Here is an 18,842-nt window from a genome sequence, read left to right as displayed (position 1 = left end):
TTTTAAAGGACTGTGTAGTGTAGACGATTTAAATTCTTTAATAATTTTCAGAATTTGTTTAATATTATGCTAGAATAAATATTAATAATAGAATCTGTACACCGTTATGATTTATTGTAGAGTAAATTACGGTTTTGATTTACGAACGTTAAATCGTTTGTGTAATTAATTATTACTAATTATTAGCTCCGACACGTTTCGTGTGCGGAGTAAATTCGCCCCCGTTGTTTCCGTTTTGTAAGCAAAAGCGAAACAAAACGGTAGGGGCTCATTTAAGGAGAGTGTTTTGGCTAAAGATAATTATTCATATCAAAAGTATCAGAAAGAATTAGCTAAGAAAAAGAAAACAGAAGAAAAGAAGAAAAAGAAGGCAGATAAAAAAATGTTAGAGGCTGCTAAGTCAGAGTCTGAGTAAATATAAATATTAATAATTAAAGAAGGAGGACGAGAAGTGGGAGATAAAAGCAAGGGAAAGAAAGACAAAAAAATTAAAAAACCAAAGAAGGTTAAGAAATAGCTGGTTTGATTTTTTTGGTTTAAGTTTGGGCGCCTTTTTTAAAGGCGCCCTTTTTTCTAGAAAATATTATTAGCTATTATTGATATATGTTACAATGCGTTAGAAATATAAGAGGCGGATGAAATGCAAAAGAGGAGAAAATCAGAAATGCTTGTTCCGACGATTATTTTAGGTGTGATTGCGATTGGTGTATCCATTGTGGCATACCAAAAAAATCAGCATATTGAGGGCATGAAATCTGCTTTTTCGATGACAGTTGAAATCTTGCCTATTGTGCTCCTTGCTTTTATTACAGCCGCAATGGTTCAGGTTATTATTCCGAAAGAGCTTATCGCGAAATGGGTAGGCCAAGAGTCTGGTATTAAAGGTATTTTTGTTGGGTCTTTAGCCGGAGCGCTTACGCCTGGCGGGCCTTATGTTAGCTTTCCTATCGCAGCTGGTTTAATGCGTTCTGGTGCAAGCATTGGCACTATGGTTGCGTTTGTTTCAGGTTGGGCATTGTGGGGCATAAGCCGACTACCTTTAGAGATAGGAATTTTGGGATGGAAGTTTGCCCTGATACGCTTTTTTAGCGTCTGCTTAGTTCCGCCTATTGCGGGACTTGTTGCTAATTTTTTGTTTAAAGTTATAAAATAATCGTTACAATATTTTTTAAAGAAGGAAATAATTCATGGAAAAAATTATTTTTTTGGCAACGGGTGGTGCCATAGGGGCTACAATGCGCTATTTTATTTTTGGTTTGATTGAAAAACATATGCACGGTGTTTTTTTCTGGGAAACTTTAACGGTTAATGTTTTGGGATCACTGGTTGCGGGATTCTTGTGGGGAATTTTCGAAACATTTTCAGTTAGCCCGAATTTGCGTTTATTTATATTTGTGGGTATTTTGGGGGCACTTACGACGTTTTCTACTTTTAGCTTAGAAACGTTTTATTTGATGCGCGATGGAGAGATGAAGCTTGCATTATTAAATATTTTAGCCAATAATGTTTTTTGTATTACAGCTGTTTTTGTTGGTTTTTTTCTTTCAAAGCCTCTTGTTAATTTCTTTAACTAAATTTAAAAAGGAGAAGGGCTGTGAAAAAAGTAATTTTGGTTTGTTTAATTATTTTAGGTATGGCAACAACGTTGTTTGCGTTTGATGATGAAGATTTTCAAGTTTGGAATACTGTGAAAGCTAACTGGAAGATTGCTGATGATTGGAAGCTTTCTTTGGAAGAAGAATTTTATCAAGGAGATAATGCCAGTGGGATGTATTACCAGCATTCTGACTTAGGATTAACCTATTCTGGATTTGCAAAATGGTTTGATGTAAGCGTAAATTATCGCCAGATTTTTCAGAAATCAAATGGAGATTGGAGCCCTGAGAACAGGCCGCATGTTAATGCAACTTTTAAATGGGATTTGTATGGCTTCTCTTTTAGCGATCGATCTCGATATGAATATAGATTTATTTCTAATAAAGAAAACGCCTGGAAATATCGTAATTGTTTTAAAATGAGCGCGCCGTGGAAGTTGACAAAATTTGAAATTAGGCCCTATACAGCATATGAAATCTTTTATGATTCATCAACGAGTTCTTTAAATCGAAAACGTCTTTATGGTGGCTTTACGTTTAAGATAACAGAGAGCGTTTCTGCTGATCTTTATTATATGCGGCAGTCGGATGATAAAAAAGATTATTGGAATCATGCCAATGTTCTTGGAACTCGATTAAATATTAATTTTTAAAAATATTATGGTAAATACAACTAGAGTTGATGCGAGCAAGGAGATGATTGCTGTTTCAAAGCGTGTCGGCAAGGCTATCGGTGATTACGATATGATTCATGATGGTGATCGAATCATGGTAGCGGTTTCTGGCGGGAAAGACAGCTTGAGTCTTTTTAATGTTTTGCAATATCGTCAGAGCTATATCCCTGTTAAAGTTGAACTTTTAGCTGTCCATATTGATGCGGGCGTTCCTGGTTTTCCTACTGAGAAACTTAAGAAATATTTTGAAGATTTAGGTGTTTCATATCATATTGAAAAGATTGATTTTTTAGAAGGAAAAAGTTTTTCAGATATTGATTGTTTTTGGTGCTCGCGAAATCGACGCAAGGCACTTTTTGAGCTTGCAATGACAAAAGGATTTAATAAGCTTGCTTTTGGTCACCATTTAGACGATATTGTTGAAACGATTCTACTGAACTTATTTTTTAGGGCTGAAATTGGGGCGATGAAGCCTAAGCAAGATCTTTTTGACGGAAGACTTACGATTATTCGACCGCTGGCATATGAGAGAGAGGAGAGTATTAGATCGCTTGCAGAAAAAGAAAAACTTTTAGGCATTGATCAATTCGAGTGCCCTAATAGCGATAAGTCAAAGCGAATGATGGTCAAAAGACTTCTTCAAGATCTTGAAAAAGAAAATCAGGCCGTAAAGCTCAATATTTTTAATAGTCTTAAGAATATTAAAAATGATTATTTGCTGGGAAGTCGCGAAGACAAAGATTTGTTAGAAAATTTTTAAAAAATGCGTGCATATTTTTTTGTTTGGGGTATACTAAGTTTTTACTTAAACAATTTGTAAAACTAATCGGGAGGAGTCAATTATGGCAGTTTCGTATAAAAATCTAGGTTTAGTTAATACTAAAGAAATGTTTAAAAAGGCTATGGCTGGCAAATATGCTGTTCCAGCGTATAACTTTAATAACATGGAGCAGATTCAGGCTATTATTTTAGCTTGTCTTGAGACTCAGTCGCCTGTTATCTTGCAGGTTTCAAGCGGTGCTCGAAAATATGCAGATCAAACATTGCTAAGCTATATGGGTCAAGGTGCTGTAGAAATGATGAAGATGCATGCAAAGGAAAAAGGTCTTAAAGAAATCCCAATTGCACTTCATTTGGATCATGGCGATACATTTGAGCTTTGCAAATCTTGCGTTGACACTGGATTTTCTTCTATTATGATTGATGGTTCACATCATTCTTATGAAGAAAATGTAGCATTGACTAAAAAGGTTGTTGATTATTGTCATCAATTTGATGTAACCGTCGAAGGAGAGCTTGGTGTTTTGGCAGGTATTGAGGATGAGGTTTCAGCTGAAAAATCAACGTATACAAAGCCAGAAGAAGTTGTTGATTTTGTTAAACGTACAGGTGTTGATTCTCTGGCTATTTCAATTGGAACTTCTCATGGCGCAAATAAATTTAAACCAGAACAATGTACAAAGAACGCGGACGGTGTTTATATCCCGCCAGCATTGCGTTTTGATATTTTAGAAGAAATTGAAAAGCAGATTCCAGGGTTTTCAATTGTTTTGCATGGTTCTTCATCTGTTCCAATGGAGGCTGTTAAGATTATTAATGAAAACGGAGGAGCTTTAAAAGATTCTGTTGGTATTCCAGAGGAGCAGCTAAGAACAGCAACGCAGTACAATGTTTGCAAGGTTAATATTGATTCAGACGGAAGGCTTTGGATGACAGCGGCTATTCGAAAGCATTTTAACGACAAGCCAGGTGATTTTGACCCGCGAAAATATTTAGGACCAGCTCGCGAGGCATTGATTAAGATGTACAAGCATAAAAATGAAAATGTCTTAGGTTCAGCAGGTAAAGCTTAAAATTAAAAAAAGTGGGGCTCTTGAAAAAGGGCTCTATTTTTTTCTTGACAAATGATACTAACGTAGTATCATTAATATATGAATTTATTGAATAGAGATACAGATTATGCAATCCGAGCGATTATTTTTCTTTTTCAAAGACAAGGAAATTTAAATTCAAGTCTTGATCTCGAGCGGGATTTGGGTATTCCGAGGCCTTTTTTAAGAAAGATTTTGCAAAGTTTACAGAAAAATAAAATTTTAGGATCTGTCAAAGGGAATAAGGGTGGGTTTTTGCTTTTAAAGAATCCAAATAAGATTTTTTTATCTGAAATTATAGAAATTTTTCAGGGTAAGATTAATTTTTCACAATGCCTTTTTAAAAAAAAGATTTGTTTAAATGTCGGCACTTGTCCTTTGAGAAAAGAAATTAAAGGAATTGAGAAGTCAGTTTCAAGCCGGCTTAACAAAGTAACGATCGCAAGTTTGATGAAGGGGCAGAAATGAAAAGAAAAATTATAAAAATTGATGATGATAGATGCAATGGATGTGGGCTTTGCGCCGAAGGGTGTCCCGAAGGAGCCATTCAGATGATTGATGGAAAGGCAAGGCTTGTTAGCGAGCTTTATTGTGATGGATTAGGGGCTTGTATCGGGGAGTGCCCTGCGGGAGCGATTGCCATTGAAGAAAGAGAAGCTGTTGCCTATGATGAGGCTAAGACTATGGAGAATATTGTAATCCAAGGAAAGGGCGTTATTAAAGCCCACTTGAAACATTTAAAACAGCATAACCAAGCAGATTATTTGGAACAAGCGAAAGAAATCTTAAAGGAAAAAGGCATGAGTGATATTATTGATGAAATGCAGCAACAGCATCATGAATCGCATGCTCATGCTCAAGGTGGGTGCCCTGGATCAAAAATGATGGATTTAAGTAATCGGCAAAAGGCGAATGTCGACAGCCCGAATGTTGAAATTGAACCTCAACTTCAGCAATGGCCGATTGAATTGCATTTGTTGAATCCTCAAGCCCCATATTTGAAAGGCGCAGATCTTTTGATTGCCGCGGATTGCGTTCCATTTGCGTATCCCAACTTTCATCAGCGTTTTTTAAAGGGCAAAAAATTGGCTATTTTTTGCCCAAAACTTGATCAGTCAAACCATCAATATGTTGAGAAACTTGCTAATATTTTTAAGACTCAAGACATAAACTCTTTGACGATTGTTCACATGGAAGTTCCATGTTGTTCGGCAACGGTTAATATTGCTCTGGAGGCATTAAAGCAATCAGGTAAAAATATCATTATTAAAGAATATACGATCTCGATTGACGGGAGAGTTATTTAAGAAAGAAAGAGGTGAAAAGATGTTTTGTTATCAATGTCAGGAAACAGCAGGAAATACAGGATGTACAATAGGTGGAGTTTGTGGAAAAAAAGAGCCAACAGCAAATCTTCAGGATTTACTTATTTATGTTTTAAAGGGAATTTCAGTTGTCTGCGTTAAAGGAAAAGAGCAAGGTCTTTTGAATAACGAGGTTGGGCGATTCTTAAGTCGAGGACTTTTTGCAACAATTACAAATGCTAACTTTGATGATGCAAGATTTGTTGCGCTTATTAAGGAAGCTTTGATATTGAGAGATGGATTAAAGAAAAAATATAATGGTTCTTTAGATGGGCTTCATGACTCAGTTGTTTGGGTTGGAAATGAAGCTGATTTTTCTACAAAAGCAGCTGAAGTTGGAGTTTTAGCAACAAAAAACGAAGATGTTCGTTCTTTGCGAGAGCTTTTAGTCTATGGACTTAAAGGTGTCGCAGCTTATGCGGATCATGCTTCTATTTTAGGAAAAGAAAAGATAGATATTTATAATTTTGTTGCCGAGGCACTTGCATCGACAACAGTTAATTTATCAGTTGACGAGATGGTTGCCCTTGTTTTAAAAGCTGGAGATTTCTCTGTTCAGGCAATGGCACTTTTAGATGAGGCAAACACATCTAAATATGGGTCACCGGAATTAACAAAGGTTAATATTGGTGTTCGAAAAAACCCTGGAATTTTAATTTCAGGTCACGACATGAAGGACATGGAAGAGCTTTTGAAGCAAACAGAGAATGCAGGCGTTGATGTTTATACTCATAGTGAGATGCTTCCGGCAAATTATTATCCAGAGTTTAAGAAATATAATCATCTTGTTGGAAATTACGGAAGTTCTTGGTGGAATCAAAATAAAGAATTTGCTTCGTTTAATGGACCTATCTTAATGACGACAAACTGCATTACGCCTGTTCAAGAGGCATACAAAGAACGCATTTTCACAACAGGCATGGCAGGTTATCCGGGAACAACACATATTGCCGATCCAGAAGATGGTGGAAAAAAAGATTTTTCTGCTATTGTTGATTTGGCTAAGAAATGTGAAGCTCCTGTAGAAATTGAAACAGGAGAGATTGTTGGTGGTTTTGCACACAAGCAAATTCTGGCACTTGCGGATAAAGTTGTTGGTGCGATTAAAGAAGGCAAGATTAAGCGTTTTATTGTCATGGGTGGATGTGATGGACGTCAGAAATCAAGAAGTTATTTTACTGAGGTTGCTGAAAAACTTCCAAAAGATACAGTTATCTTAACAGCGGGATGCGCAAAATATCGATACAACAAGCTTCCTTTGGGAGATATCGATGGTATTCCTCGTGTTTTAGATGCTGGTCAATGTAATGATTCTTATTCATTGGCTGTTGTTGCTTTAAAGCTAAAGGAAGTCTTTGAGCTAGATGATATCAATGATCTTCCTATTTCATTTGATATTGCTTGGTACGAGCAAAAAGCTGTCTGCGTTCTTTTGGCTCTTTTGTTTTTAGGTGTTAAAAAGATTCGCTTGGGTCCAACGATCCCAGCATTTTTATCGCCGAATGTTGTTAATGTTTTGGTTGAGAAATTTGATATCAAGTCGATTGGGGATGCTGAAGCAGACGTCGCGGCAATGATGGCTGGAAATTAAATGAAACAATGATCAAATAAAGATTATTGATTTTCATTTTTTGTGTTGCTATACTGAAGTGCCTAAAAACTAGGCACTTCAGTTTTTTTATCCCCGTTTTTTATATCTTAAAAAGGAGAAGTAATGCCCAGCAGAAAAGACATCAAAAAAGTTTTAATTATTGGTTCTGGTCCTATTATCATCGGTCAGGCTTGCGAATTCGATTATTCTGGGACACAGGCATGTAAAGCGCTCAGAGAAGAAGGCTACGAGGTTGTCCTTGTTAATTCAAATCCCGCGACAATTATGACTGACCCAGAAATGGCTGATAAAACTTATATCGAGCCTCTTACTGCTGAAATGATTGAGAAAATTATAGAAAAAGAAAAACCGGATGCGCTTTTGCCTAATCTGGGGGGTCAGACAGGGCTAAACCTTTCTTCGATATTACATAAAAAAGGGGTCTTAAAAAAGCATAATGTTAAAATTATTGGAGTTAAGCCGGATGCGATTGAACGGGGCGAAGACCGCATTGAGTTTAAGGCAACAATGAAGAAAGTTGGCGTTGAAATGCCGCTATCGGAACCAGCTCTTTCTATTGAGGAAGCGGAGAAAATTGCAGAAAATCTCGGATATCCTGTTGTTATCCGCCCAGCTTATACGATGGGTGGAACAGGTGGTGGCATTGCGTATAATGTTGAGGAATTAAGGACGATTTCTGCTAGAGGGTTATCGGCAAGCATGGTTGGTCAGGTTTTAATTGAGGAATCTGTTTTAGGCTGGGAAGAGCTTGAGCTAGAGGTTGTTCGCGACGAAAAGAATCAGAAGATTACAGTGTGTTTTATTGAAAATATTGATCCTATGGGTGTTCATACGGGTGATAGTTTTTGCTCAGCTCCAATGTTAACGGTTCCGGTAGAGCTTCAGAAAAAACTTCAGAAAATTTCGTATGACATTGTTGACGCCATTGGTGTTGTGGGTGGAACCAATGTCCAGTTTGCATATAATCGCGAAACAGATCGTTTGGTTGTTATTGAGATTAATCCTCGAACTTCTAGGTCTTCGGCTCTGGCCTCAAAAGCAACAGGGTTTCCGATTGCACGCATTTCAACAAAACTCGCGTCTGGTATTACAATGGATGAGATTCCATATTGGAGAGATGGTACTCTTGAAAAATATACACCAAGCGGGGATTATGTTGTTATTAAGTTTGCGCGATGGGCGTTTGAAAAATTTCCTCAGGCGACTGATATTTTAGGGACACAAATGAAAGCTGTAGGCGAGGTTATGAGTATTGGAAAAACGTTTAAAGAATCATTTTTAAAAGCCATTCGCTCGCTTGAAATAAAACGATACGGTCTCGGGTTTGCAAAGAATTTTAACAAGCTCTCCCTGGGAGAATTAAAACAACGTTTGGCATTTCCATCTAGCGAGAGAGTCTTCTTAATGTATGAAGCTTTGCGCAAAGGCTTGAGCATAGATGAGCTTCATAAGATGACAAAAATAGGAGCATATTTCTTGAATGAGATAAAAGAGTTAGTTGATTTTGAGCAAGAAATTATAAAGTTGAAATTTAAGAATTTGCCTGATGAGAAATTTATCCAGGCCAAAGAATGGGGATTTGCAGATAAGTATTTAGCTGGACTTTTTAAGGTTAGCGAAAGAGAGGTTCGCACAAGACGCATTAAGTTAAATAAAATAGCTTCTTATGAGGCTGTTCCTGTGAGCGGTGTTGAGAATGCAGCATATTATTATTCGACTTATCGAGATATTGAAGACAAGGTGTCTGTTTCAGCAAATAAGAAAATCATGATTTTGGGCGGTGGACCTAATCGCATCGGTCAGGGTATTGAGTTTGATTATACGTGTGTTCATGCGGCTTTTGCTTTGCGGGATGCAGGGTATGAAACGATTATGGTCAATTGTAATCCCGAAACTGTTTCTACGGATTATGACACGTCTGACAAATTATATTTTGAGCCACTAACGGTTGAAGATGTCTTAAATATTTATGAAAAAGAAAAACCAGACGGAGTTATTGTTCAATTTGGCGGTCAGACACCGCTAAATATTGCACAAGAGCTTAAAGATTATGGAGTCAATATTCTTGGCACGACACCTGAAAGTATTCATCTGGCAGAGGACCGTGAGAATTTCAGAAAGAAAATGATTAAGATAGGCATTCCTCAGCCTGAAAGCGATACAGCCAGATCATTGGATCAGGCTCTTAAAATTTCTAAAAGAATCGGATATCCCTTAATGGTCAGACCGTCGTATGTTCTTGGGGGTCGAGGGATGGAAATTATTTATGATGAGAAAGCGCTTAGAAAATATGCTCTTGAGGCGATTGATGTTAGCCCTGAGCATCCGATGTTGATTGATCGCTTCCTCGAGCGCGCGATTGAGCTTGAGGTAGATGCGCTTTGCGATGGAGAAGAAACATTTGTTGCTTCAATCATGGAACATATTGAGCTTGCGGGTGTTCATTCTGGAGATTCAGCCTGTTCGATTCCAAGTCGAACTATTACTGAGTATCAGGCTCAAACAATAAAGAAATATACAGCTGATATTGCAAAAGAGTTAAAGGTTGTCGGTTTGATGAATATTCAGTTTGCTATATTTAATGATCAGGTTTATATTTTGGAAGCAAATCCACGAGCATCTCGAACTGTTCCCATTGTTTCAAAGGTAAATGGAATACCGATTGCTCGTATTGCAACTCAACTTATGTTAGGAAAAAAGATTAGTGATTTTCCTGAACTTGTAGAGAAGAAAATCCCTTATGTTGGCGTTAAAGAAGCTGTATTTCCGTTCAACATGTTTCCTGAAGTCGATCCTTTGCTTGGTCCAGAAATGAGGGCAACCGGTGAGGTTATGGGATTGGCGGATACATTTGGTCTTGCATTTTATAAAGCTCAGGAATGCGCAGGATCAAAGCTGCCTTTGCAAGGAAATGTTCTCTTAACTGTCAATCAAAATGACAAAGAATCGTTTTTTGGTGTTGCAAAAAAATTGATTGATCTTAAGTTTAAGATTTTTGCAACAGAAGGAACCAGTGAATTTTTAACAAATCGAGGCATTCCAAATAGCTTGATTAAAAAAGTGCATGAAGGTAGACCTAATATTGCTGATGCTATTAAAAATGGCGAGCTTGATTTGATCATTAATACACCGGTTGGAAAAAATAGTAAATATGATGATAGCTATATTCGCATGACAGCCATTCAGAAAAAGATTCCATATGTGACTTCTGTTGCAGCTGCGCAAGCAACCGTCGACGGAATTGAATCTGTAAAGAATGCAAACATTGGTCCAAAGTCGTTACAAGAATATCATCAAGATATTCTAGATTTTAATCTATAAAGTTGATTTTAAAAGTATTTTCTTGGTTCAGCGGTTAGATTGCTGCTCTAAGGGACAGCCCGAATAAAATAGGAGAGAAAATGAGTGGAATTGCTGGTGTTGTTTCAAAAAAAGATTGTGTTCAAACTTTGTTTTATGCAACAGACTATCATTCTCATCTTGGAACAGAGTATGGGGGGATGGCGGTTTTGGGTGAAAACGGTTTTGTTAGGCGCATCCACAACATTAGCGAAAGCCAATTTAAATCGAAGTTTTCGGAAGGCAACGGAGGCATGCGCGGATCAAAAGGAATCGGGGTTATTAGTGATTCTGACGAGCAACCAATTTATTTAAATTCTAAATTTGGTCCATTTTGCGTTGTTGCCATGGGTTTAATTGAAAATAAAGATGAGCTTAAGGAGATTTTGTTTAAAAAAGGAGTTTCCTTTAGTGAGGTTACGAAGGGCGGGATTAATGTTTCAGAACTTATTGCGAAGCTTATTTGTCTTGGTGACAATTTAATTGATGGCATCGAAAAAATGTTCGATGTGATCAAAGGATCATGTTCGCTTCTTTTGTTGAACGAAGAAGGAGTGTTTGCTGCGCGAGACCGGTATGGATATACGCCTTTAGTTTTAGGTAAGAATGATAATGAATGGCTTGTTGCCTGCGAAACAACATCTTTTCCTAATCTTGGATTTAAAGTTGTTAAATTTTTAGCTCCAGGAGAGATTGTTCTTTTAACTGAAAATGGACCTGTGGATAAGCGTGCGGGTGGCTTGATTAACCAGATATGTTCGTTTTATTGGATTTATACAGGATTTCCAGCATCGACGTATGAGGGAATCAATACAGAGGTTGTGCGTGAACGTTGCGGTAGAGCTTTGGCTCGACAAGACACGGACATTGATCCTGACTTAGTTACCGGTGTTCCTGATTCTGGGATTGCGCATGCGATTGGCTATTCCATGGAATCTGGTAAGCCTTATCGCAGAGCGCTAGTAAAATACACCCCAGGATATGGCAGAAGTTATACACCACCGACTCAAAAGAAGAGAGACTTGATTGCAACCATGAAACTGATACCAGTCGCTGATATTATAAGAAATAATAAGATTGTTGTTTGCGATGATTCTATCGTGCGTGGAACTCAGCTAAAGAATTTTGCAATTAAAAAACTTTGGGATGCAGGCGCTAAAGAAGTGCACGCCAGACCTGCTTGCCCACCTTTAATGTTTCCGTGCCGGTTTTGTTTATCAACGAGAACTCATTCTGAGTTGATTGCTCGCAAGGCGATTAAGGCAATCGAAGGCAGGGATTTAGATGATGTTTCAGAATACTTAGATCATAAAAGTTCAAAATATAAGAAAATGATGGATTGGATTGTCAAAGATATGGGAGTAACAACCCTTCGTTATCAGAAAATTGAAGATATGATTGAAGCGATTGGGTTGCCTAAAGAAAAAATATGTCTCTATTGCTGGAATGGAAAGTGTCCAAAATAAAGGAGATTTTATGCCGAAAAAGATTGGTTTTGACAACGAAAAATATCTCAATGAACAAAAGGCTGCAATTTTAGAGCGATTATCTAAATTTGATAATAAGCTTTATCTTGAGTTTGGCGGTAAGCTTCTATTTGATTATCATGCATCAAGAGTGTTGCCAGGATTTGACCCTAATGTAAAAATGCGCCTTTTTAAGCAGTTAAAAGATGAGGCTGATTTTATTCTTTGTATTTATGCAGGTGATATTGAGCGTCGAAAAATGAGAGCAGATTTTGGAATTACTTATGATGCAGATGCCTTTAAGTTGATTGATGATTTAAGGGATTGGGGAATTGACATTTCAGCTGTTGTCATCACTCGCTATAATGGTCAGCCATCGGCAAAGATTTTTAAGGATAAGCTTGAGCGTTTAAAAATTAGGGTCTACACACACAGCTTTACAAAGGGATACCCCACAGATGTTAATTCTATTGTTAGCGATGAAGGCTATGGCGCAAATGAATATATTGAGACAAAAAATAAGCTTGTTATCATTACTGGACCGGGTCCTGGAAGCGGGAAATTAGCTACTTGCCTTTCGCAAGTTTATCATGAGCATAAGCGGGGGATTAAAGCGGGATATGCAAAGTTTGAAACTTTTCCAATTTGGAGCATTCCTTTGAAACATCCTGTTAATATTGCATATGAAGCAGCGACGGCTGATTTAAAGGATTTTAATATGATCGATCCTTTTCATCTAGAGGCGCATGGAGAGCCGACTATTAACTATAATCGTGATGTTGAGGCTTTTCCCATTATTAGAAGAATCCTTGAAAAAATTATGGGAGAAGATACTGTTTACAAATCACCAACGGATATGGGTGTTAATAGAGCTGGATTCGGTATTATTAACGACGAAGTGGTTAAAGAGGCGGCTAAACAAGAAGTTATCCGTCGTTTTTTTCGTTGTCAATCAGAACATTTCATGGGTCTTGAGGATCAAGAGACAGTGGAGCGAGCAGAATTGATTATGAACGAACTTTGTGTTCGCCCAAGCGATCGCAATGTGGTTGGTCCGGCCAGAGAAGCTGCTAAAGAAGCGGAAAGAAAGAAGAAAGGAAATGAAGGCATTTTTTGTGGAGCGGCTATTGAGCTTGGTGATGGAACAATTTTAACAGGAAAGAATACGGCGCTCATGCATGCAGGTTCAAGCTTGATTTTAAATGCCGTTAAGCATTTATCTGGTATTCCAGATAAAATTCATTTATTGTCTCCTGCTATTATTGATTCTGTGACGAATTTTAGGAAAAATATTTTAAAAGCAAAAAGCGTAAGTCTTGATGTTGACGAAGTTCTTATTTTGTTAAGTATGAGTGCGGCGACAAGCCCAATGGCTCAAGCAGCGCTTGAGAAAATTTCTGAATTAGAAGGGTGCGAGGTTCATATGACGCATATTCCAACACCTGGAGATGAGGCGGGCTTAAGGCGCTTAGGTGTTAATTTGACAACGGATGCATGTTTTGCAACAAAGAAGCTCCACAGAGTTTAATTTAAAAACTGAAAGATTTCTTGTTGTATTTTTTAATCAAACTTATATAATATTCACGTCATTTAATTATTAATATTCTTAGTGTTGCATGCAAGAGGTGTTTTAATTATGCGTTTTAAAACTTTTTTCTTATTTATTGTTGTATTTTTTCTTTTCTTATCCCTCGCTTCGATTTCTGTCGCTGCTGATCCGGATCAGAATACAGATTTTATGTGTGCGGCATATTTGACAGGGATCGGTTGCCATAATTGTGCCGTTGTTGATCCTCTTTTATTTTCTGTTTTAACGGCAGAAAAATCCAACTTTATTATTTTCGATTACGAAATTTATAAAAAAGATAAATATAATAAAAAAGTAAAAGAGGATTATTTTGCATCTTATTTAAGGGAAGGTGAGCGCAGGGGTGTCCCGTTCTTTATTTTAAATCATGGTGCTAAGGCCATGGGAAAAATGAATGTTGTTTCGATTCTTGAGGCAACGCGAGAGTTTAATAGCAATCCTTGTCCGACGCCGGATGGTCAGCAGATTAATTTTGAAGATTTAGATCTAGCGAAGCTTCCAGGTAAAATTTCTATCTGGACCAAAAATCGAGTTTTGGTATCAGACGGTACTGGGACTGGTAATAACCAGGTTTTGCATAAACTTTTAACGGAAAAGAATGTTAAGAAAGCTCTAAAAGGTGTTTCGTATATAAAAATTGCGCCAGCACCTGTTTCTATCTCAGGAGGGGAGATTACTTTTGAGAATGCCGTTCAGATTGAAGGCTGGACTCTTTTTTGGAGTGATAGTTCAAATCAAATATCACGAGGAGTTTTTGATTTTCTAAAAGACTCTTTCCCTTTCATAGTATTGTCTTTTATTTTTATTTTGTTACTCGTATCATTATGTAAACTTGTGAGAACTGAGAGAGGTCTTGAGGTCAAGCTTCGAGATATTTCGAAAAAGAAAAAAGATTACATTGTTGTTGCTGTCAGCTTAATATTCCTGCTTTTATTTTTTCTTGCGGCCCACTCCATTTCACCAAAATTCTTAGAAAACATCGGGTATCAGTTGCCTTTGCCACTTTTTACATTTGTGATTGCCTTAATTGATGGTTTTAATCCATGCAACATGTTTGTTCTTACGTGTTTGATGACGCTTCTAATTTCAAGCTCAGATTCTAAGGCAAGGCTATATGTTGTTGGGTTTAGCTTTGTATTCATGGTTTTCTTGATTTATTTTCTTTTTATGGCGGCATGGCTTAATGTATTTAAATATGTTGGATTTATAACGCCTCTCCGAATTGGTATTGCTGTTCTCGCTTTGGGTGCTGGCTTGATTAACTGCAAAGAGCTTTTGTTTTTCAAGAAAGGAATAAGCCTTACCATTCCTGATCAGCAGAGAGGACCGCTCATGAAAAAAATTTATGCGATGAAATCAATTATTCAGAAAGGAACATTTCCTGTATTGATTTCGTCTTCTATTGCGTTGGCTACATTGGCATCTTTGATCGAGTTGCCTTGCACGGCTGGCTTTCCCATTATTTATACAAGTATTTTATCGGCGAGAATGCTAGAAACTTCGGTTGGATATTATTTGTATGTATTGTTATACAATTTAGTTTATGTGTTGCCTCTTGGCGTTATTATTACAATTTTTATTTTTACATTTCGAGGCCAGCCGATTTCTCAAAGGCAAATGGAAATTCTGAAATTTACTGGAGGGCTGATTATGGTTCTTCTTGGGATTATTCTTCTTGTTAACCCAGGTCTCATTGGGCTTAATGTTAATTAGGTTTCTAAATAAAGAAATTATATCCTATACATTTTTGCAAGAATTTGGTATACTCGTGTGTTTTTCAATTGCTTTTTAAATAGTTGTAATTTTGGGCCACTCGTGGTCCTCAAGGCGAAATAAGGTTTTTTGGAAACGAGAATAAGCACCAAAATCTTTCTCAAGTTTAAATAGTAGTAATTTTGGGCCATTAGCTCATCTGGTAGAGCACCTGACTCTTAATCAGGGGGTGGGAGGTTCAAGCCCTCCATGGCCCATTTTTTGTTAGATTTCGTAATTGAGAAATAAATATTTTATTAATATAATAGATTTAATTTCTTCGTATAAGGATGGAGGCAAGAGTGACAGAGAAAAAGAGTGATGTTAAGGCGTTGCAAGAAATAGCGCTTGAACTTAGAAAGAATATTCTTCAAGTTATAAATTCTGCCAAATCAGGACATCCTGGTGGCTCACTTTCTGCAGTGGAAATTCTAATTAGTTTGTACGGTTACAAAATGAATTATAAGTCTACCGACCCTAATTGGGAGGACCGCGATAGGCTCATTATTTCTAAGGGTCATGCTTCTCCAGCGGTTTATACAGTTCTTTCGCATTTTGGATATTTTCCAAAAGAAGAACTTAGCACATTTCGTAAACTTGGCACAAGGCTTCAGGGCCATGTTCATCGTAAAGTTCCAGGAGTTGAACTTAATACAGGATCTTTGGGTCATGGACTTTCTGTTGCTAATGGATTAGCTCTTGGCGCAAGAATGCGAAATAAAGATTTTAAGATATATTGCTTAATGGGAGATGGTGAAATTCAAGAAGGGTCTGTGTGGGAAGCTGCGATGACAGCTGCACACTTTAAGCTTAATAATGTTTGTGCAATCGTTGACTATAATAAAGTTCAAGAAAACGGTCTTATTAGTGATATTATGGGCCTTGAGCCTCTAGCTGAAAAATGGAAAAGTTTTGGTTGGGAAGTTATTAATGTGAATGGTCATGATTTTAATGAGTTGATTAAAGCGCTCGATCAATTTGTAGATACGAAAGAGAAGCCAACGGTAATTATTGCAAATACCATAAAAGGCAAAGGGGTTTCTTTTATGGAGAATAAGTGTCAATGGCACGGTAAAGCACCTAATGATGAGCAACTTAAGGAAGCTTTGAGCGAGCTTCGATAGAAGGGAAAATTTAATGGATAAGATACCAACACGAGATGGATTTGGCGAAGAGCTGGTAACTCTAGGAAAAGAGCGCGAAGATATTGTTGTTGTTTCTGCTGATTTGGAAGACGCAACGCGAGCCGAGTATTTTAAAAAAGAATTTCCTGATCGATTCTTTAATTTGGGTATTGCAGAGCAAGATGTTATTGGAACCGCGGTTGGGTTAAGCATGCAGGGATATGTTGCGTTTGCGTCATCTTTTGCGGTTTTTATGACCAATAGAGCATATGATCAAATCCGAATCGATGTTTGTCAAAATAATGCTAATGTGAAAATTGTTTGTTCTCATGCGGGTCTTACAGTTGGCGAAGATGGGGCGACTGCACAATCTTTTGAGGATATTGCGATTATGCGTGTTTTAGCAAATATGTCTGTTATTTGTCCTGTTGATACGATTGAAGCAAAAAAAGCCACGCGTTGGATGACAAGTCATTATGGCCCAGTTTATATGAGAACAAGTAGGGCTCCGTTTCCAGTTTTGACAAAAGAGGATGATGTTTTTGAATTTGGAAAAGCTAGCATTATGCGCGAGGGCAAAGATGTGACGTTAATTGGTTCTGGATTGATGGTCTACGAATCTTTGCAGGCTGCAGAAATCCTTAAAAAACAAGGGATTGATGCACGTGTAATCAATTTGCATACAGTTAAACCTTTGGATGAAGCTGCGCTTGTTGCGTGCGCAAAAGAAACAGGAGCTATTGTTACTGCAGAAGAGCATCAGATTATTGGTGGTATGGGAAGTGCTGTTGCTGAATTGTTATCACAAGAATATCCAACGCCAATCGAGATGGTTGGTATAAAAGATGTTTATGGTGAAACCGGCGATCCAGAAGGTTTACTTAAAAAATATCATTTAAAAGATGTTGATATTGCTGAGGCGGCAAAACGAGCCATTAAGCGTAAAAAATAAGATTTTATTGCAGGGTTTATTTTTATGGGCAGCTAAGAAATAGCTGCCCATTTTGTTTAGTTTATATTCAAAAGTAGAGTCTTTGAATTTTGCTAAATATAAGATTTAGGGTAAATTTGTAATAAATTTCTGATAAGTTTATTTTTAATGATATAATATTTATATTAATAAGGATATATATGATCTATAAAGTTTATCGAAAAATATTTTTTTCTTGTCTTCTCCTTGCTTTGGCCGTTGGCTGTTCATCAGATAAACGCCCTGTTTACAGGAATCTTCCGTTTGAATTCGCAATTCATTATAATGCAGATTGGGAGAAAAAGGAGTCTTATGGCGCTGCGGTTGTTGCATTTTTGTCGCCATCAGAAGACAAATTTGATTCGTTCCAAGAGAATTTAACTATTTCGATCGAAGATCTGGATAATAGAGTTTCTCTTGAGGATTATTCCAAGTCTGTTGTTGATCAATTAAAGCTTATGGGAGATTTACCCGATGTTTATCTAGACATTCTAGAGTCTAAGAAAATCATGCATCGATGGGTTCCCGGATATAAAATTGTTTATACTTTAACGCAATATGGATATCCAGAAGAGCTTGTTGAAAGAGATCTTGCTCCTTCGATTGATCCTGAAGGCTTTACGGTTCAAATTATGATGACATTTTTTATTAAGAATCAGCGAGCGTATATCCTTACCTTTGTTGCACCAAAAGAACAGTATGACCAATATTATCCAGATGCCGAAAGCATGATTAAAACATTTAAAATTTATTAATATTTAATGAAAGAATGTCTAAGTTGTAATGTTTTCTATCAAGAGTCCGCAATGGTTTGCGAGCGGTGCAAAAAAACTCTAGTCGAAATAGATTTTAAGCAGGCTCTCGAACATACGCGCAAAAAGTTTTTAAAACGTTTTAGCGGTTCAAAAGATGTTCGAATTTTTGATCCTCATACTCAATATATTGTTGGAAGTTATTTTAAGAATCACTCGTTGTTTTTATATTTTGATCTAAATCGAAATCAAATGAAATATGGATTAGAAGTTAAGCGCTTCTTTATTCAGCCTGTTAATGCGATAGCGTTTTTTAATTTACCTTGGGTTATTTTTAATTTTTTGTATTCCAATTATTTTCATTTTTTATATAAAGGATTTTGTAATCAATGCCATTGTAAGCATCGATTAGGTCAGCATTCAAAGGATGAATGCGATTATAATATTGCTTATTTTCATATTTTGAGAGACGTTCTAAATGGCGATATCGTTCACACAAAACGAATATACCAACAGTGTGCAGAATCGGCTGATGGTGAAGCTGGAACGAGGCGAGCATACCTAGACTTGAGCCGCCGCCATAAAAAAACAGAAGTTTTTTTTGATCTTCTATCTATCGGATTTTCCGTTTTTCTTTGGATCTTTTTAGCGGTTTATGTTAGTTTTCCAATGTTCAAGGTTCTTTTGCAGAAGATCCATCTTTATGATATGTATGAATGGAGAATTTTTTAAATT

The 18,842-nt window shown here is 37.0% G+C and carries 17 protein-coding genes and 1 tRNA gene; all 18 read left to right on the top strand.

Annotated elements, in window-relative coordinates:
- Positions 1–286 precede the first annotated feature (286 nt).
- The 18 genes from PHY73_05355 (at position 287) to PHY73_05270 (ending at position 18,839) form a co-directional block, all read left to right on the top strand.
- Positions 287–415 (top strand): hypothetical protein, encoded by a 129-nt coding sequence (locus tag PHY73_05355; GenBank protein ID MDD3375131.1) that lies wholly within the window; start codon positions 287–289, stop codon positions 413–415.
- Between the two features lie 225 nt (positions 416–640).
- The gene (locus tag PHY73_05350) at positions 641–1,153 is read left to right on the top strand and encodes a permease (protein ID MDD3375130.1); all 513 of its coding nucleotides are present in this window, start codon (positions 641–643) and stop codon (positions 1,151–1,153) included.
- A gap of 34 nt (positions 1,154–1,187) precedes the next feature.
- On the top strand, positions 1,188–1,574 hold the full coding sequence (crcB, locus tag PHY73_05345; protein ID MDD3375129.1) for a fluoride efflux transporter CrcB: 387 nt from the start codon (positions 1,188–1,190) through the stop codon (positions 1,572–1,574).
- Positions 1,575–1,594: 20 nt separating this feature from the next.
- The gene (locus tag PHY73_05340) at positions 1,595–2,248 is read left to right on the top strand and encodes a DUF2490 domain-containing protein (GenBank protein MDD3375128.1); all 654 of its coding nucleotides are present in this window, start codon (positions 1,595–1,597) and stop codon (positions 2,246–2,248) included.
- A 7-nt stretch (positions 2,249–2,255) separates the two neighbouring features.
- Positions 2,256–3,029 carry an ATP-binding protein gene (locus PHY73_05335; protein ID MDD3375127.1) on the top strand — a complete coding sequence of 258 codons (774 nt, stop codon included), beginning with the start codon at positions 2,256–2,258 and terminating at the stop codon, positions 3,027–3,029.
- A gap of 82 nt (positions 3,030–3,111) precedes the next feature.
- Positions 3,112–4,122, top strand: coding sequence for a class II fructose-1,6-bisphosphate aldolase (locus tag PHY73_05330; GenBank protein ID MDD3375126.1), 1,011 nt, complete (start codon positions 3,112–3,114; stop codon positions 4,120–4,122).
- A gap of 78 nt (positions 4,123–4,200) precedes the next feature.
- A complete protein-coding gene (locus tag PHY73_05325; protein ID MDD3375125.1) occupies positions 4,201–4,608 on the top strand; it encodes an Rrf2 family transcriptional regulator in 408 nt (135 codons plus the stop codon).
- A complete protein-coding gene (locus PHY73_05320; protein MDD3375124.1) occupies positions 4,605–5,447 on the top strand; it encodes a 4Fe-4S binding protein in 843 nt (280 codons plus the stop codon). The genes PHY73_05325 and PHY73_05320 overlap by 4 nt, the downstream gene beginning before the upstream one ends.
- 19 nt (positions 5,448–5,466) lie before the next feature.
- Positions 5,467–7,095, top strand: coding sequence for a hydroxylamine reductase (hcp, locus tag PHY73_05315; protein ID MDD3375123.1), 1,629 nt, complete (start codon positions 5,467–5,469; stop codon positions 7,093–7,095).
- A gap of 123 nt (positions 7,096–7,218) precedes the next feature.
- On the top strand, positions 7,219–10,437 hold the full coding sequence (gene carB / locus PHY73_05310) for a carbamoyl-phosphate synthase large subunit (protein MDD3375122.1): 3,219 nt from the start codon (positions 7,219–7,221) through the stop codon (positions 10,435–10,437).
- Between the two features lie 80 nt (positions 10,438–10,517).
- Positions 10,518–11,921: an amidophosphoribosyltransferase gene (locus tag PHY73_05305; protein ID MDD3375121.1), complete on the top strand. Its 1,404-nt coding sequence runs from the start codon at positions 10,518–10,520 to the stop codon at positions 11,919–11,921.
- A gap of 10 nt (positions 11,922–11,931) precedes the next feature.
- Positions 11,932–13,449, top strand: a complete 1,518-nt coding sequence (locus tag PHY73_05300; GenBank protein MDD3375120.1) for a DUF1846 domain-containing protein — start codon at positions 11,932–11,934, stop codon at positions 13,447–13,449.
- A gap of 108 nt (positions 13,450–13,557) precedes the next feature.
- The gene (locus PHY73_05295) at positions 13,558–15,222 is read left to right on the top strand and encodes a hypothetical protein (protein ID MDD3375119.1); all 1,665 of its coding nucleotides are present in this window, start codon (positions 13,558–13,560) and stop codon (positions 15,220–15,222) included.
- Positions 15,223–15,406: 184 nt separating this feature from the next.
- Positions 15,407–15,479, top strand: a tRNA-Lys gene (locus tag PHY73_05290).
- 84 nt (positions 15,480–15,563) lie between these two features.
- Positions 15,564–16,385 carry a transketolase gene (locus tag PHY73_05285; GenBank protein ID MDD3375118.1) on the top strand — a complete coding sequence of 274 codons (822 nt, stop codon included), beginning with the start codon at positions 15,564–15,566 and terminating at the stop codon, positions 16,383–16,385.
- A 13-nt stretch (positions 16,386–16,398) separates the two neighbouring features.
- A complete protein-coding gene (locus tag PHY73_05280) occupies positions 16,399–17,337 on the top strand; it encodes a transketolase family protein (GenBank protein ID MDD3375117.1) in 939 nt (312 codons plus the stop codon).
- A 179-nt stretch (positions 17,338–17,516) separates the two neighbouring features.
- Positions 17,517–18,110: a hypothetical protein gene (locus tag PHY73_05275; GenBank protein ID MDD3375116.1), complete on the top strand. Its 594-nt coding sequence runs from the start codon at positions 17,517–17,519 to the stop codon at positions 18,108–18,110.
- A gap of 6 nt (positions 18,111–18,116) precedes the next feature.
- Positions 18,117–18,839: a hypothetical protein gene (locus tag PHY73_05270; GenBank protein ID MDD3375115.1), complete on the top strand. Its 723-nt coding sequence runs from the start codon at positions 18,117–18,119 to the stop codon at positions 18,837–18,839.
- Positions 18,840–18,842 lie beyond the last annotated feature (3 nt).

Source organism: Candidatus Omnitrophota bacterium (assembly GCA_028693815.1).
In the GTDB taxonomy this organism is placed as follows: Bacteria; Omnitrophota; Gorgyraeia; order Zapsychrales; family Aceulaceae; genus Aceula.
This window is presented reverse-complemented; position numbering and strand designations above follow the sequence as displayed.

What these genes read in the sequence shown, in the direction of transcription:
- PHY73_05335 (MDD3375127.1), top strand. Translation starts at nt 2,256, where the DNA reads ATGGTAAATACAACTAGAGTTGATGCGAGCAAGGAGATGATTGCTGTT.
- crcB (MDD3375129.1), top strand. Translation starts at nt 1,188, where the DNA reads ATGGAAAAAATTATTTTTTTGGCAACGGGTGGTGCCATAGGGGCTACA.
- PHY73_05350 (MDD3375130.1), top strand. Translation starts at nt 641, where the DNA reads ATGCAAAAGAGGAGAAAATCAGAAATGCTTGTTCCGACGATTATTTTA.
- PHY73_05270 (MDD3375115.1), top strand. Translation starts at nt 18,117, where the DNA reads ATGAAAGAATGTCTAAGTTGTAATGTTTTCTATCAAGAGTCCGCAATG.
- PHY73_05280 (MDD3375117.1), top strand. Translation starts at nt 16,399, where the DNA reads ATGGATAAGATACCAACACGAGATGGATTTGGCGAAGAGCTGGTAACT.
- PHY73_05300 (MDD3375120.1), top strand. Translation starts at nt 11,932, where the DNA reads ATGCCGAAAAAGATTGGTTTTGACAACGAAAAATATCTCAATGAACAA.
- PHY73_05275 (MDD3375116.1), top strand. Translation starts at nt 17,517, where the DNA reads ATGATCTATAAAGTTTATCGAAAAATATTTTTTTCTTGTCTTCTCCTT.
- PHY73_05295 (MDD3375119.1), top strand. Translation starts at nt 13,558, where the DNA reads ATGCGTTTTAAAACTTTTTTCTTATTTATTGTTGTATTTTTTCTTTTC.
- carB (MDD3375122.1), top strand. Translation starts at nt 7,219, where the DNA reads ATGCCCAGCAGAAAAGACATCAAAAAAGTTTTAATTATTGGTTCTGGT.
- PHY73_05330 (MDD3375126.1), top strand. Translation starts at nt 3,112, where the DNA reads ATGGCAGTTTCGTATAAAAATCTAGGTTTAGTTAATACTAAAGAAATG.
- PHY73_05325 (MDD3375125.1), top strand. Translation starts at nt 4,201, where the DNA reads ATGAATTTATTGAATAGAGATACAGATTATGCAATCCGAGCGATTATT.
- PHY73_05320 (MDD3375124.1), top strand. Translation starts at nt 4,605, where the DNA reads ATGAAAAGAAAAATTATAAAAATTGATGATGATAGATGCAATGGATGT.
- hcp (MDD3375123.1), top strand. Translation starts at nt 5,467, where the DNA reads ATGTTTTGTTATCAATGTCAGGAAACAGCAGGAAATACAGGATGTACA.
- PHY73_05305 (MDD3375121.1), top strand. Translation starts at nt 10,518, where the DNA reads ATGAGTGGAATTGCTGGTGTTGTTTCAAAAAAAGATTGTGTTCAAACT.